Source organism: Gilliamella sp. B2889 (assembly GCF_026536885.1).
GTDB lineage: Bacteria > Pseudomonadota > Gammaproteobacteria > Enterobacterales > Orbaceae > Gilliamella > Gilliamella apicola_E.
This window is the reverse complement of record NZ_JAFNNF010000004.1, coordinates 17,983-35,014: the sequence shown is the minus strand read 5'-3', so window position 1 is coordinate 35,014 and position 17,032 is coordinate 17,983. Positions and strand designations below refer to the sequence as shown.

9 protein-coding genes are annotated in these 17,032 nt (G+C 35.2%); 5 read left to right on the top strand and 4 right to left on the bottom strand.

Annotated elements, in window-relative coordinates; all coding sequences use genetic code 11:
• Positions 1-65: 65 nt before the first annotated feature.
• The 3 genes from J3U09_RS07165 (at position 66) to glnS (ending at position 4,017) form a co-directional block, all read left to right on the top strand.
• Positions 66-794 carry a winged helix-turn-helix domain-containing protein gene (locus J3U09_RS07165; RefSeq protein WP_267357656.1) on the top strand — a complete coding sequence of 243 codons (729 nt, stop codon included), beginning with the start codon at positions 66-68 and terminating at the stop codon, positions 792-794.
• Positions 791-2,134, top strand: coding sequence for an ATP-binding protein (locus tag J3U09_RS07160; protein ID WP_220225261.1), 1,344 nt, complete (start codon positions 791-793; stop codon positions 2,132-2,134). Before J3U09_RS07165 ends, J3U09_RS07160 begins: the two co-directional genes overlap by 4 nt.
• A gap of 206 nt (positions 2,135-2,340) precedes the next feature.
• Complete coding sequence (glnS, locus tag J3U09_RS07155; protein WP_220225260.1) at positions 2,341-4,017, top strand: glutamine--tRNA ligase; 1,677 nt, start codon at positions 2,341-2,343, stop codon at positions 4,015-4,017.
• Between the two features lie 74 nt (positions 4,018-4,091).
• Here the strand turns inward: glnS and J3U09_RS07150 are convergent, their stop codons facing one another.
• Both J3U09_RS07150 and J3U09_RS07145 read right to left on the bottom strand, forming a co-directional pair.
• Positions 4,092-5,498, bottom strand: a complete 1,407-nt coding sequence (locus tag J3U09_RS07150) for a DUF3999 family protein (protein WP_267357654.1) — start codon at positions 5,496-5,498, stop codon at positions 4,092-4,094.
• 131 nt (positions 5,499-5,629) lie between these two features.
• Positions 5,630-8,641, bottom strand: coding sequence for a DUF2339 domain-containing protein (locus J3U09_RS07145; RefSeq protein ID WP_267357652.1), 3,012 nt, complete (start codon positions 8,639-8,641; stop codon positions 5,630-5,632).
• Between the two features lie 294 nt (positions 8,642-8,935).
• On the opposite strand from J3U09_RS07145, the gene purL reads away from it, so the two are divergent.
• Positions 8,936-12,838: a phosphoribosylformylglycinamidine synthase gene (gene purL, locus J3U09_RS07140; RefSeq protein ID WP_267357650.1), complete on the top strand. Its 3,903-nt coding sequence runs from the start codon at positions 8,936-8,938 to the stop codon at positions 12,836-12,838.
• Positions 12,839-12,898: 60 nt separating this feature from the next.
• On the opposite strand, the gene J3U09_RS07135 is transcribed toward purL, so the two are convergent.
• Both J3U09_RS07135 and aroB read right to left on the bottom strand, forming a co-directional pair.
• The gene (locus J3U09_RS07135) at positions 12,899-13,969 is read right to left on the bottom strand and encodes a 3-deoxy-7-phosphoheptulonate synthase (protein ID WP_267357648.1); all 1,071 of its coding nucleotides are present in this window, start codon (positions 13,967-13,969) and stop codon (positions 12,899-12,901) included.
• 248 nt (positions 13,970-14,217) lie between these two features.
• Positions 14,218-15,297, bottom strand: a complete 1,080-nt coding sequence (gene aroB, locus J3U09_RS07130) for a 3-dehydroquinate synthase (RefSeq protein WP_267332047.1) — start codon at positions 15,295-15,297, stop codon at positions 14,218-14,220.
• Between the two features lie 113 nt (positions 15,298-15,410).
• Between aroB and J3U09_RS07125 the strand changes: the two genes are divergently transcribed.
• A complete protein-coding gene (locus tag J3U09_RS07125; RefSeq protein ID WP_416380051.1) occupies positions 15,411-17,018 on the top strand; it encodes an NAD+ synthase in 1,608 nt (535 codons plus the stop codon).
• Positions 17,019-17,032: the final 14 nt, after the last annotated feature.

Genomic DNA, 17,032 nt, shown 5'->3' with positions numbered 1-17,032 from the left:
CGAGGCTCTATTTGCCTGTATAATGAAGCATCTCGAAGTCCACTTTACGGTAAAGAGAATCAGAAATGAGTGAACGCATATTAATTATCGAAGATGATGAAAGATTAGCCAATTTAATACAAGTCTACCTAATCCGTCAAGGATATAGGGTAGATTGGCATAATAGTGGTGAAGGAGCAGAAGAAAAAATACAACAAATCAACCCTGATTTGGTTATTTTAGATGTAATGTTACCTGAAAAAACTGGATTTGATATCTGTCGAGATATACGTTCATGGTTCAGTAACTATATTCTTATAATGACGGCTAGCGAAGATAATATTGATGAAATCGTGGGATTAGAGTTAGGTGCTGATGATTATTTAGCTAAACCGGTTGAACCACGATTATTACTAGCTCGGATTCGAGCATTGCTACGCCGAAAGCAAAATGAAACAGACAAAGAAGGCCTAAAAGAGCAAATTGCTTTATTTAACAATAATACTTTAGCCTTTGAAAATTTAGTGATTGATGGTGAAAATCGTAAAGTTTTATTAGACGGGCATGAAATAGATTTAACGACTGCCGAATTTGACTTACTCTGGTTGTTAGCTAATAACGCAGGTAAGATTCTATCTCGAGACGATATATTTTCCCAAGTTAGAGGGATTGATTTTGACGGTAGCGATCGTTCAATTGATGCCCGAATTTCTCGGTTAAGACGTAAACTCCTTGATGATCCTGATAATCCTTCAAGAATTAAAACGGTTCGAGGAAAGGGGTATTTATTCATGCGCGAAGGGGAAAACCATTGAGACAGTTATTAGCTAAACCGCTATTTTTTAACCGCCGCATCGTCTTTTATCTAGTTATTTTACTTTCATTGCAATGTATTATCGCCTATGGTGCATTATTAGTGTTTGATTCACTACCTTCATCATTAACTGATATGCCAGATGATCATATCGTTTTTCGTGAATCACAACGAGGAACAGTCAACTTAATTCGCAAACACATTGATGAAAATAAACAGCGTCCACTGCAAGCAGTAGTTGACGAGTTACAACCATATTTTGGTTATCCAATCAAAGTATTACCTGCAAATACAGAATTATCTCATTCTGTCAAAAAAGAAATTGAAAAACTTGATTTTGCTTATGATGGTGATGACGAAGTTGTCTATATCAATCTCAATGATGGTCATTTATTACAATTGGGGCCGATTTTAATGCGAGATATATTAGAATCAAATACCATGTCGTTGAGCGTTTTCCTTATTATTTGGGCATTATTTAGTGCCATAATCTTTTTTATATTAATCTATTTCGCGTTTAGTGCTGTATGGAAAGATCTGGTCAACATACGTCAAACCGCAGAACAACTTGGACAGGGCAATTTGAAGGCTCGAACGGAAAATGTGAAAGGTTGGTTATTCAAACCATTAGCCAATGTTTTAAATAATATGGGGACTCACATTGAGCATCTTGTCAGCACTAACCAAACAATTTCACATGCGATGGCACATGAACTACGAACCCCTCTTGCACGAATGCGATTTGAGTTAAGTATGCTTGAAGAATCTACAGACGAAGTAGAAAGATCTGATTTACAAAAAGGAATGAGTGATGATATAGATGAACTTGAAACCCTCATTAATGCTAGTTTGAATTATTTTAAAATGCAGCAAAGTAATATTGAATTAAACTTTACTACTGTATCGTTAAAACAATGGGGTGAAAAAGTTTGTCAGTCATTAGCACTATTTAAACCTAAGGGCTTTGAGCTCATTTGCCATAGCCAAGATGCTAAAGCTAAAATTGATATCAATTTGGCAGAAACTATTGTCAAAAATCTGCTACTTAATGCGTTTAAATATGCAGCCCATAAAGCAGTATTAAATATAACCAAACAAGATAACCGAGTTATTTTGGAAATTGATGATGATGGTGTAGGCATTCCTTTCGATTCTCGAGAAAAAATTTTTATGCCTTTTGCTCGCCTTGACACCAGTCGTACACGATCAACTGGTGGATATGGGTTAGGCTTAGCTTATGTAAAATTAATGGCAGAATTTCATGACGGTAAAGCATTCGTGGTTACTAGCCCACTAGGTGGTGCACGATTTGTCGTTTCGATAAAATCAGGTGAGGAATAACTGAAGTTAAAATTAAAATAATTGTTAAAATTATTTAGGAGTGTTATCCGTTTGAGGGTAATTATTTTTTTCAGGTAACTGAAATCTCTTGTTTTAACGTTTCGAAAAGACAAAAAATTTGCTATATTCGTCGGTCGAAGTGATAAAAGTGATAAATCTCATTTCTAAATTGGTTATGAGTAAACATATATAATCAGAGGTTTTTTATGAGCGGTGATTTACCGACAGAGAACGAAACTCGTCCAAATAACTTTATTCGTCAAATTATTGATGCGGATCTTGCTGCGGGAAAATATAAAACAACGCATACTCGTTTTCCGCCAGAACCTAATGGCTATTTACATATTGGTCATGCAAAATCTATCTGTTTAAACTTCGGTATTGCCCAAGATTATCACGGTAAATGTAATTTACGGTTTGATGATACCAATCCAGCCAAAGAAGATATTGAATATGTTGAATCAATTAAAGAAGATGTCCGCTGGTTAGGATTCGAATGGGATGGTGAGATTTGCTATTCATCTGACTATTTTGACCGTTTATATGAATATGCCATAGAACTTATCAATAAAGGATTAGCTTATGTAGATGAACTATCTCCTGAAGAAATTCGAGAGTATCGAGGCACCTTAACACAACCAGGTAAAAATAGCCCTTATCGTGATCGAAGTATAGAGGAAAATTTAGCATTATTTATCCAAATGAAAGAGGGTAAATTTGCTGAAGGTAAAGCTTGCTTAAGAGCGAAAATCGACATGGCTTCACCTTTTATTGTTATGCGTGATCCAGTTTTATACCGTATTAAATTTGCCGAGCATCACCAAACTGGTAATAAATGGTGTATCTATCCGATGTATGATTTTACTCACTGTATTTCGGATGCTATTGAAAATATAACCCATTCACTTTGTACGCTTGAGTTCCAAGATAACCGTCGTTTATATGACTGGGTTTTAGATAATATTACTATTGAAGCTCGTCCTCATCAGTATGAGTTTTCTAGATTAAATCTAGAGTATGCAATTACCTCAAAACGTAAATTAACACAATTGGTTGCCGAAGAAATTGTTGATGGTTGGAATGATCCTCGTATGCCAACCGTTTCAGGTTTACGCCGTCGAGGTTATACTCCAGCTTCAATTCGTGAATTTTGTCGTCGAATCGGGGTAACTAAACAAGAAAATACCGTTGAAATGAGTACACTTGAATTCTGTATTCGAGAAGATCTCAACGAAAATGCACCACGAGCAATGGCGGTACTTGATCCGGTTAAAGTGGTAATTGAAAACTTTTCAGAAACACTTGATGAAGTCTTAAGTATGCCAAATCATCCTAACAGGCCAGAACTCGGTCATCGCGAAGTAACATTTACACGCGAGATTTATATTGATCGAGCTGATTTCAGAGAAGAAGCTAATAAAAATTATAAGCGTTTAGTATTAGGGAAAGAAGTCCGTCTGCGTAATGCTTATGTGATACGCGCTGATCGTGTTGAAAAGGACGCAGAAGGTAATATACAAACTATTTATTGTAGTTACGATCCGGCAACATTAAATAAAAATCCTGAAGATGGACGTAAAGTTAAAGGTGTCATTCATTGGGTATCTGCCAAGTATGGTAAACCTGCTGAAATTCGTCTTTATGATCGTTTATTTAGTACCCCAAATCCTGGTAGCGCTGAGGATTTCTTATCAACTATCAATCCAAATTCTTTAATTATTAAACAAGGATTTGTTGAGCCTAGTTTGCAAAAAGCCAAAGCCGAACAAGCTTATCAATTTGAACGTGAAGGTTATTTCTGTCTTGATAGTAAGTATGCGACAGAAGATAAATTAGTCTTTAATCGAACCGTAGGTTTAAGAGATAGCTGGAACGAAGCTTAATCATAGAGAAGCTTAATCATAGAATAAAAACGCCAACTTTAGTTGGCGTTTTTATTGTCATCTCTGGTGCGATGTTATTCTACCTTTTTTACTTCTTTTAGTAATTTTATAGCTAAAAGCATTAAAAATACTGCACCTGCTATTAAAATGATCCAAATTAACCATTTAGATAAATAAGATGATTTGCTTGAATTATCATCGGTTTGAGATAATACATTTTTGTTGCCTAGTTTTATTTTATCGCCTAAATGGGCCATAGGCACATCTTGTGCAGATATTGTATCAGACAGTAAAGCTTTTTCACTTAAAGATGCCGGTTTAGCATTTGCCGCCCCCCAAGCGAGAATAAAAGGTCCATTATTAGCACTGTTAAAGATAATACTCATCCGGTATAAATGAGCAGTAACATAGGGTGCTTGATCTAAAGACGCATTAATTGCTTTAATTTTTAATTGTTTAATATTTAAAGTTGAATTATTAATATTGATTGTTTGGCTTTGATTGGCGTCACTTATGCTTCGAAAAATAAAATCATCAAGTTTGTGCCATGTTTTATCATTATCATGGGTTTTATAAAAGATACTAGCAGGTAAGATTGTACGCTCATTTGGAAGTTTAACAGTAAGCTCTTTAATCGGTAGTGATGTAGGTAATTCATAAATTGCCTCTTGTTCATCAGCTGAAATTAAATTTAATTTGATCGGATAAAGTGCTCTTATTGGTGTTGCTTTTCTCGATGTGAATTCTACGCCTCTAATATTCGGCACTATTTGCTTGTCTGATTTTAATTGTAAAATCCAATAGGTAGATTTGAAATTCATACCCGAAGGTAAATCAATAGTATTAACATTTAATGATTGATTATTGTTATTATCCGTCAAAGACATTATTGGAACATTATCAATCGCAGTTTGCCATCTTTTTAAATCGCTACTATAAAGAAGGTTTGCAGTTGCCCTCCAATTTTGTGTTTTATCGAAATCGATAGATAAACGACTAAATGGTTGGCCAAGTTTAATCTCATTAGGAATTTCCAACAAGTATGTTGCCTGATACCCATCTGATTTATTGGTGCTATCAAAATTAATTTTTACATTCTTATTATTAATATTGATATTGTATTGACCAACTAGAGATTGATTTTTTTCTTCTTGCCCATCTTCATTATCATTTTCTTCCGTTTGAAGATTGTTGTTTAACGTATAAACGGTAACTGGAAAAGTTTTATTTTCCTCATTTTCCTGATATACATTGACTAATGCAAATGGGACTGGTTGGCCTTTTTGATTGAAAACTCGAACATCATCTAATGTGCTAGATAATGCTTGAGTATATATATCACGGGTTAGCTCAATTCGGTTATACATACTGCCACTGTCATTAAGTTCTATCATAGCGCCATAGGCATATTGATTTGTTTGATCAGCTGCATGACTTAATCCACTTATTAGCAAAAGCGAGCTTAATAAGATTTTTTTCATAACTTTTTATCCATTAGTTGAAATACTATTCAGCAATTCGTACTTATTTCTGTTGTAAATAATCTAATTCTGTTCTTCCTGAATTTGCGAAATATTCGCTTAATATTTTAAATTGTTTTTTATATTGATTGTTATTCATTTTCGACCAAGCTTTCATCATTCTGTTTTGGCGGTAAAGGTGCTAAATAACCAATTAATAACATTAACAACGCTACACCAATAAACGCAAAAGCTCTCAATAAACCATCTATTTCTCGAATATCGACAAAAATCAGCTTAATAACAACAATGATTTGAATTAATTGGCCAGTAAACCATATTTTTCGGAGTGAAGCTCTGTGTCCAATCATAATCAAAATGACGGCGGTTAACATCCAAAGGAGTGATGCGGTCATTTGAACAATATTATTGTGCCATAAGATATATGAACTCCAGGTGATATCAAATGCTTGACTCAGGCAACGTAAAACAATACTGTTAAACCAAAGGAATGTTAATGTCATTAACAAGACTACAATCAAATTAGGTAGCGGTATTTTAAAGTTAGTAAAATTGGTTGTTTTATTTTCAATTTGCAAATAACCCATAGACAGTTTTAACCATACGCAGAGCATGATTAAACTAAAAATTGCACTTTCTTCAAGCGGGTTAATAATTGGGATATAAGGCCAATAGATAATTTGCCCATTCATACCAATACCCATAATCAAATAGTATACCATGTAACCGACAAGTGGTAGCAAACCGACTAACCAATAACTTTTTATTAATGAAAATGAAGTAATATATTGGCGTTTAATAAGAATATAAAATAGCAAAGTGATTCCACTTGCAATAGTAGCCCAAAGACTCCATTTTATTACCTCATACCCCCAAGGCAATTCATTAAATATATGTAGTATTTCGCGGGCCAGCCAAAGCAATATTAGCCAAAATAAACAAATATGTAATAAAATAAATAGATGCTTTATGTCAGTGTTACAATTTATTTGGTTTGTCTGTAATTTATATAGATAAGCATAACCACTGATGAAGGCTATAATCCAAGCTAAACTGAAATAGACATAGTTAGATAAATAATAACATGAGAGAGCTTCACTTCTTAGCAAACATGTTGCTAACACAACCCAAAGTAATATCATTCCATGGCAAATAATATTCCAATTAATCTTTTTACCAATGAAGTACCATAACCAAAACGAAACAGTAAAACATAATACAATTAATGATGTTTCTAAACTGATTTGATTTAAGAATAACGGAATACTTAATAAAATCCAAAATATCCATATAACAACAGACATAGATACGCAAGATAATTTGATTAATCTTGTGATGTCATTTTTTTGTCCATAGTGGTGCCATAAACAAGCATTAACAAATAAAGTAATACTAGTAGTTCCTAAAAGTGAAGAGTACAGGATTGGCGTTAATTGATTGTGCTCCAAAGATATTAGTGAAGAAATAATACCTAACAACATGATTAATGTACCAAATAAAGCATTACGGTAGTGTTTTTGTGAGAACATAATCCATGTAATAGCCGTTCCTTCAAACATCCACAATGAAGCTGTCCAATTGGCGCTAAGAGCAAGCGGAATTGATAATGTAATAAATGAAACACCAATAGCCAGCCAATATAACGATATTGTTTTAGCTAATGATTTCCATAAATGGAGAATAATATAGGCACCGACAAGATAGAATAATCCAAAACCAAGCGATGAAAATGCTGGGCCAAATTCCCATTGTTGGGTAATAGCATATTGCAATCCGAATCCGCATAAGGGAGCACCAAACAGTAATAGCAAATCAATAGTATTCTGGTTTTTTTCTTGATTATTGATGCTTCGGATTGATAACAATACCGCTAAAACACCGTAAATTACTAAATTGATAAGAATGAAGATTTGGCATTCAGTATAGAATTCTGGCGTAAAACTTTTTATTCCCCAAACTAGCGATACAACAAAAGTAAATATAAATCCCAATAGATTAAGAATTCTCCAAGATTGCGTAATACTGATTACCAAAATTGCTGTTGAAATCATTAAATAATAACTAAATAACGCAATATGATTACCGGAACCATCGGATAGTAAAATTGGTGTTAGGTAACCACCAACACAGGCAATGATTGCCAAGCTCATTGCTCTTTGCAAGATGGCAAATATAATGCTGGTAGAACAAATCACAACTAAAACGGCAAAGGTGATTAAAGCAGGGACTAAGTCATATAACTTGAAGGCAGCAAAAATAGTCAGATATAAAATTGCAATAGCCCCACCTTGTAAAATAAGCGCGTAAATCTGGCGTTTAAGGCGCAATTTCCAGCCGATAGCCAATAAACCAATACCTAAAATCAGTGAGCCTAAAACTCTAATTTCAGGTTTAAGATAATGATGATGATGTTCAATGCCGTATTTGAATAGATAAGACAGTCCCAAAAATAGAATTATAATAGCAATTTTAGTGATAATATTGACTCTAATTAACCAATTAAACAATGCATAACCAATGCTTGGTTCATTATTACGAGAACGTTTATGGTATGATTCAAAAGGATCGTATTTAGGTTGTGAAATCTCTAGTTGGTTATCAATTTGTTGATATTGTTCTGTGATTGGTTGTGTTTTGACTTCTGGCTGATCATGTTCAACACACAAGGCATTTTCATCGGCTGTTGTTGAATCTGATTGCAGCGTAGTATCAACTAAAACGAGTTCATTTTTCTCATTAAGCACCAAACTTGAGAATGTCTCTTTTTGGTGAAGAAAAGGCTTTAATGGCTGTATTATTTCTGAAGTTAATGGTTCTACATTGTTTTCTGTTATTTCTTCATTAGGTATGTTTTGTGTTGATTGAACCATGTCAGTTTTTTGTTCAATCTCTGTTTGGATAGCTTCGTCCTTAATTTCATGAGGATTATCTGTTACTAATTCTTCAGTTACTTTTGTTGTATTGCTTTCTTCTTCTACATATGTTTTATCTGATTGATAAAGTTGCTGTGTAAGAGATAAAAGATTTTTATGTAATTCTGTTATCTGGGTCTGTAAGACCGTAATTTGTTCCTTCAAATTAGCAAAATTGACAAATACCGCAATAAACAGCGCAATAATGAGGAAATAAAAAATGAATTCCACTCCACTTTCCTTATACTAAAAAATACTTACTACTTCAATATTTTTAAAAGTTGATAATACATATATATTTTTGTGAGTTGCAGTAAATCAATAATTATTCAATAAATCAACTATTTTTTTATTTAGCATATCATTGTTGATGACATTAAAGATTAGTCAATAAGCTTTCAAAAACCCCGTTCCTCAACTTTTTTATTAAATCATATAATGATTTTTAAGATAGCCTCTTTAGCTACTTTCTTTTATAATGTTGTTCTATTTTTTTCCTTTTTTTGCTTAAAAAGAGTACTTAGCATGAAAATTTTAGCTGGTTCTTCTGCTCTATCGACATTTCGTATTAATAAAATTCTATCCTCATGTCGTGAACGATCTATCCCCATTGTCAATATCGAAGCTCAATATATTCACTTTATCGATCTGATTGATGAACTGACTTCCGAACAGAGTTTAACCTTGGATAAGCTGTTACAATATGGTCCTAAAAGTGCGCAGATAAAGATAGAAAATCCAGCAAATAAAATACTCTTTTTAGTTACCCCACGCGAAGGCACTATCTCACCATGGTCATCTAAAGCCACCGATATAGCACATAATTGTGGACTATCACAAATCCATCGAATAGAGCGTGGAATTGCTTATTATGTACAAGTTAGTTCATCCTTAACGGCAATACAACAAAATACTTTTCTTTCATTAATTCATGACCGAATGATGGAAACGGTATTAAGTAGCTTTGAGCAAGCTCAGCAATTATTTAAGACTGAACAGCCCAAACCAGTAACCATTGTTGATTTATTAGGAAAAGGGCGCAATGCTTTAGAAGAGGCTAATGTAAAATTAGGTTTAGCTTTAGCGCCGGATGAAATTGACTATTTAGTTGAAAGTTTCCAAAAATTAAACCGTAATCCTACAGATATTGAACTTTATATGTTCGGTCAAGCGAATTCTGAACATTGTCGCCATAAGATATTCAATGCTGATTGGGTGATTGATGGTATAAAACAACCAAAATCATTGTTTAAAATGATAAAAAACACCTTTGAAAATACGCCAGATTATGTGTCATCCGCTTATAAAGATAATGCTGCGGTAATGGATGGCTCAAAAGTGGGGCGTTTTTTTGCTGATTATGAAAATCGAACTTACGATTTTCATCAGGAATATGCAGATATTCTCATGAAGGTTGAAACGCATAATCATCCAACTGCGATATCTCCTTGGCCAGGAGCAGCAACTGGTAGTGGTGGTGAGATTCGGGATGAAGGTGCGACTGGAAAAGGCGCTAAACCCAAAGCTGGTTTAGTTGGTTTTTCCGTTTCAAATTTACGAATTCCTAATTTTGAGCAACCGTGGGAACAAGATTTTGGTAAACCGGATCGAATAGTGAGCGCCTTCGATATTATGATGGATGGACCTTTAGGTGGCGCTGCATTTAATAATGAATTTGGTCGTCCAGCATTGTTAGGTTATTTTCGTACTTATGAAGAAAAAGTAAACAGCTTTAATGGCGAAGAGGTCAGAGGTTATCATAAACCAATTATGTTAGCTGGTGGTATGGGAAATATCCGTCGAGAACATATCCAGAAAGGTGAATTTCCTATTGGTTCCAAACTAATTGTTTTAGGCGGACCAGCTATGAATATTGGTTTAGGTGGTGGTGCTGCGTCCTCAATGACTTCTGGGCAATCGGATGCGGATCTCGATTTTGCTTCGGTTCAACGTGATAATCCTGAAATGGAACGTCGTTGCCAAGAGGTCATCGACCGTTGCTGGCAACTTGGCGATAAAAATCCTATTTTATTTATCCATGATGTAGGCGCGGGAGGCTTGTCTAATGCTATGCCTGAACTTGTTAGTGATGGTGGCTGTGGTGGTCAGTTTGAATTGCGCAAAATATTAAGTGATGAGCCGGGGATGTCGCCTTTAGAAATTTGGTGTAATGAATCACAAGAGCGTTATGTACTGGCTATTCATCCGGAAAGCCTTGAGCTATTTGATGAACTTTGTAAACGAGAACGCGCACCCTATGCGGTTATCGGGGAAGCTACAATAAATAAAGCAGTAGTTTTACATGATGAGCATTTTAATAATAATCCGATAGATTTACCTTTAGATGTTTTACTTGGTAAAACCCCTAAAATGTTACGTGATGTAAAGTCAAGCCAAGCCGAAGGTGACCATTTTTCTACATCTGATATCAATTTATATGATGCAGTGAAACGAGTTCTGCATTTGCCGGTTGTAGCCGAAAAAACCTTTTTAATTACTATTGGTGACCGTTCGGTAACTGGCATGGTTGCTCGTGATCAGATGGTTGGACCTTGGCAAGTACCTGTTGCCGATTGTGCAGTGACAACAGCAAGTTTAGATAGTTATTATGGTGAAGCTATGTCAATGGGTGAACGCGCCCCTGTTGCTTTGCTTAACTATGCTGCATCAGCACGATTAGCTGTTGGTGAAGCAATTACCAACATTGCGGCGACAAACATTGGCGACATGAAGCGAATTAAGCTTTCGGCTAACTGGATGGCAGCCGCAGGTCATCCGGGTGAGGATGCTGGTCTTTATCAAGCAGTTAAAGCTATTGGTGAAGAACTATGCCCAACATTGGGTCTGGCTATTCCAGTCGGTAAAGATTCCATGTCAATGAAAACGACATGGCAACAAAATGGTGAACAAAAAACGGTAACTTCACCTTTATCATTAGTGATTTCGGCATTTGCTCGAGTTGAAGATGTCCGTAAAACAGTTACGCCACAACTTCGCACCGATCAGGATAATCTATTGTTGTTTGTTGATCTCTCTAAAGGTTACCATGCATTAGGTGCAACGGCATTGGCGCAGGTTTATCGCCATCTTGGACAAAGAACTGCTGATGTTCATGACGCTAAAGAATTAGCTGATTTTTATCAAGCTATACAAACGCTAGTCGCTCAAAATAATCTATTGGCTTATCATGATCGCTCAGATGGTGGGTTATTGGTTACTTTGGCTGAAATGGCATTTGCAGGGCATTGCGGTATTGATGTTGATATTCATTCTCTCGGTAGTGATGTGATTGCCTCGTTATTTAATGAGGAGCTAGGGGCAGTTATTCAAATTCGTGGTAGTGATTTAGACGAAGTCATGACATGCTTTAAGCATTTTGGACTGTCCCATGCGATTTATAAATTAGGCTCAGCTAAGGCCGGACAGCAATTTATTGTGCGTAATAACAGTGCTGTGGTATATAGCGAATCTCGATTAACCATGAGAACTTGGTGGGCAGAAACCACTTGGCAAATGCAGCGTTTGCGAGATAATCCAGCATGTGCTGATCAGGAGCATCAAGCCAAACAAAATGATGACGATCCGGGATTAAATGTTCACCTTACTTTTGATTCAGAACAAGATATTGCTGCACCTTATATAGCCAAAGGTGTGAAGCCTAAAGTTGCAATTTTACGCGAACAGGGAGTCAACTCGCATGTTGAAATGGCTGCTGCATTTGCTCGAGCTGGATTTGAATCAATTGATGTCCATATGACGGATTTATTATCTGGGCAAGTGACATTGAATCAATTTAATACCATCGTTGCTTGTGGTGGTTTCTCTTACGGAGATGTATTAGGTGCAGGCGAAGGATGGGCTAAGTCTATTTTATTTAATGAACAAGTTCGCCATGAGTTTGAGCAATTCTTCCATCGTAATGATACTTTGTCATTAGGTGTATGTAATGGCTGCCAAATGATGTCAAATCTCAAAGATCTAATACCAGGTGCTGAGTTATGGCCTCGTTTTGTACGAAACGTATCGGAACGCTTTGAGGCACGCTTTAGTTTGGTCAAAATCCAATCAAGTCCTTCATTACTCTTTACTGATATGGCTGGTTCGCATATGCCTATTGCGGTTTCTCATGGTGAAGGTCAAGTTGAAACTAGAGATTTAGATCATTTAACTCGTTTAGAGGCTTCAGGTTTAGTGGCAGTCAGGTATATTGACCATTTTGGAAAAGCGACAGAGCAGTACCCAGCAAATCCGAATGGATCACCAAATGGTATTACAGCTGTAACGTCAAGTGATGGTCGATCCACTATAATGATGCCACATCCAGAGCGAGTTTTTAGGACTGTAACCAATTCATGGCATCCTGATAATTGGGGCGAAGATAGTCCTTGGATGCGAATTTTCCGCAATGCACGTAAGCAACTTGGATAAAAAAATCGCCGACTTCTGTCGGCGATTTAGTTCCATGAAAATAATATAAACTTTAATCGGTTACTTTTGCCTATTATTTAGAGGCTTTGCTAAATCATTGTTCATTTTTCGCAATAATTGCTCAGTTGTTTCAAAATTGATGCAAGCATCAGTAACTGATACACCATACTTAAAGTTTTCTTTTGGTTGTTCAGATGATTGATTTCCTTCAAATAAATTACTTTCGATCATTACACCAATAATTGAATTGTTGCCTTGCTTAATTTGCTCAATAATTGAGTCTACAACGATTGGTTGATTACGGTAATCTTTATTTGAGTTGGCGTGACTACAATCTATCATTAAATTAGGCACTAATTTAGCCTTGTTCATTTGAACTTCACATAATGCAACATTTTCGGCATCAAAGTTAGGTGTTTTTCCTCCTCTTAGGATCACGTGACCATGTGGATTACCTAAAGTTTGTAATACCGTAACTTGCCCTTGTTGATTAATACCTACAAATCGATGTGCCATTGAGGCTGATTTCATTGCATTAATCGCTACATCTAAACTACCATCTGTACCATTTTTAAAGCCAACTGGCATGGATAATCCTGACGCCATTTCTCGGTGAGTTTGTGATTCAGTGGTTCTTGCACCAATAGCTGACCAGCTAATTAAATCACCGATGTATTGAGGTGTATTTGGATCTAATGCTTCAGTTGCAATTGGTAACCCGATTTTAGTGATATCAAGAAGTAATTTACGTGCTTTTTTTAAACCATGTTCGATATCGAATGAACTATCCATATGAGGGTCATTGATCATACCTTTCCAACCAACAGTAGTTCTTGGTTTTTCAAAATAAACACGCATAACGATAAATAAGTTATCTTTAACCTCATCAGATAGTTTTTTTAGTTTATGTGCATATTCAATTGCGGCTTCAGTATCGTGAATAGAACAAGGACCACAAACAATAAGTAGTCGATGGTCACGACGTTCTAAAATATTAACAATAGTTTGACGAGATGAAGCAATTTGATTTTCTAATTCTGATGATAATGGATAAAGATTCTTAATTTCTTCAGGTGTAATTAACATGTGCTCATCTCTAATTCGAACATTATTTAGTGTGTCTTTTAACATTTTATTTTCCTTGTTAAAATCATGCATATTTTTTATATGTAAAATATTGATTACATAAACACTTAATATGTAAACACAAAATTACAAAATAGTAAATTAAAATTTTACTTATTGTTAGATAAGATATAATATCAAAGTGTAAATACTTGTTTACACCTTAAAGATTTAATTCAAATAAGTGGAAACAAATGTGTACGAATACTTGAATTAATTACAAGTACTCGTATATCAATGAGGTTAACTAAGATTTAAATAGAAGATATTGCTTTTAATATTAATTGTTTATCAATAACATCAATGACTTCAACAGAACCTATTTTAGCCGGTAAAACTAATCTAATTTGCCCAGATTGAACTTTCTTATCTCGTAACATGTGAGGAATATAAGATTCATTTGGCATCTGTGTAGGTCTTTTTACTGGCAATTTGGCCTTAATTAATAACTTTTTAATCCGATCAAAATCTTCATCAGTAAATTTGCCAAGTAACTTAGCTGTTTGAGCTGCCATTAGCATTCCAACACTAACTGCTTCACCATGTAACCAATTCCCATAGCCAAGCTCAGCTTCAATTGCATGGCCGTAGGTGTGGCCAAGATTTAATATAGCGCGCATATCTTGTTCTGTTTCATCAGCAGCGACAACCTGAGCTTTTAATTCACAACAACGATAAATACAGTAACTTAATGCATCGACATCTAAATTAAGTAAATCCTCTATATGCAATTCCAGCCAATTAAAAAACTCACAATCCATTATAATGCCATATTTAATCACTTCAGCTAGACCTGCTGAAAGTTCTCTTTGTGGTAAAGTTTTTAAACAATTAATATCAATTACGACTGATTGCGGCTGATAAAATGCGCCAATCATATTTTTACCTAAAGGATGATTAATTGCAGTTTTACCCCCAACGGAAGAATCGACTTGAGATAATAAAGTAGTAGGAACCTGTATAAATTTTATGCCACGTTGATATGCGGAAGCTGCAAAACCTGCCACATCTCCAATAACGCCACCACCAAGAGCAATAAGTATGCTGCTGCGAGTATGATTGTTGGCAAGTAAAGCGGTCAAAATTTTATTCCAAGTTTCCATAGTTTTGTATTGCTCGCCATCAGGAACAATAATGAAATCAGTTTTGACCCCATGATCTTCAAGCATTTTAATTAATTGCTGTAAATAAATTGGAGCAATAGTGTCATTTGTAGCAATAAGGACTCTCTGGCCACTATGTAGTTTGAAATATTCAAATTGACTAAGTAAGTTTTCACCAATAGTGATGGGATAACTGCGATTATCTAACGCTACATTTAGGGTTTTTTGCATAATTATTTCCAGATAAGTTCATGCCAATTTAATCTTTAATGTTAACGATAAAAAAGTGGCAGCGCAACTTAGAATCATTTAAACTTATTGGCAATTTTTTTCTGTAATGTTGAATTTATATGACTTTATCTTTCGTGTTAGCACAAAAAAATTGGCGTGTAGGTGATATTGAAGGTAATACTCAGCAAATCATTGAACTGATACAAAACTATTCCTCTAATGATCTAATTATTTTATCTGAGCTTGCAATTTGTGGTTATCCTCCAGAAGATTTAATTTATCGAGATGATTTTAAAATTCGTTGTCAACAAGCTTTATTGACTATCAAGCAAGCTAGTCAACAATGTAGTGTTATTGTTGGTCATCCTCATTGGCAAGATGGAGTGGTTTATAATGCGTTATCGTTGTTTTCTGAAGGGCAACAATTGGCATGTTATCATAAACAGCAGTTACCTAATTATGATGTATTTGATGAAAAACGTTATTTTAGTGCTGGTGAGCAGACTTGTGTTATCTATTTTAAAGGTAAAAAAATTGGTTTATTGATCTGTGAAGATCTTTGGCAATGTGAGCCTATTGATCGAATTGGCGCTCAGGATGCGGATCTGGTTATTTCTATTAATGCTTCACCTTATGCTTATGAAAAACAAAAGCATCGCGAAGAGCTTATAAAACAACATGCTTTAAGAACCGGCTTACCAATTATTTATGTGAATCAAATTGGTGGTCAAGATGAACTTATTTTTGATGGTGGCTCATTTGTATGTGATGATAAAGGCCATATCGTTCATCAGCTCAACTTTTTTGAAGAACAAATTTTTATTTTTTATCTTGGACATGATTATAAACCAGTTGTTGATTCTAAAAGTGATCCATTAGCAAATGTTTACGATGCATTAGTTTTAGCGACTCGCGATTATATTACTAAAAATGGTTTTCAAGGTGCTGTATTGGGATTATCTGGTGGAATTGATTCCGCTTTAACATTGGCAATTGCAGTTGATGCTTTGGGGAAAGATAAAGTACAAGCGGTTATGATGCCGTTCCGATATACGGCAGATATTAGTATTGCTGATGCAAAAGAAGAGGCTGAAATATTGGGTGTTGAATTTGATATTATTTCAATTGAACCGATGTTTGATGCTTTTATGTCTTCTTTAACGCCGATGTTTATGGGGACACAAAAAGATACAACTGAAGAAAATCTACAAGCGCGTTGCCGCGGTGTAATTTTAATGGCGCTTTCAAATAAACGTCGTAGATTAGTCTTAACGACAGGCAATAAAAGTGAAATGTCGGTTGGTTATGCAACACTTTATGGTGATATGGCTGGTGGTTTTGATGTACTTAAAGATGTACCTAAAACCATGGTATTTGCGTTATCTAAATATCGAAATAGTAGATCGCCTGTCATTCCTGAACGAGTCATTACACGCCCACCTTCAGCTGAACTTGCACCAGATCAAAAAGATGAAGATAGTTTGCCTCCATATGATATTTTAGATGGGATATTAAAAGGCTATGTTGAACACGATTTTTCCGTTGAACAACTGGTTGCGCAAGGTTATGATGAAACAACTGTAAGGCGAGTGATTAAATTAGTTGATATTAACGAATATAAAAGACGTCAATCAGCAGTAGGTCCTAAAATTACGACTCGTAATTTTGGTAAAGGTAGACGATATCCAATTACTTCTGCTTTTGGATTTAAGAATTGGTAATCTCGAATTAAGGG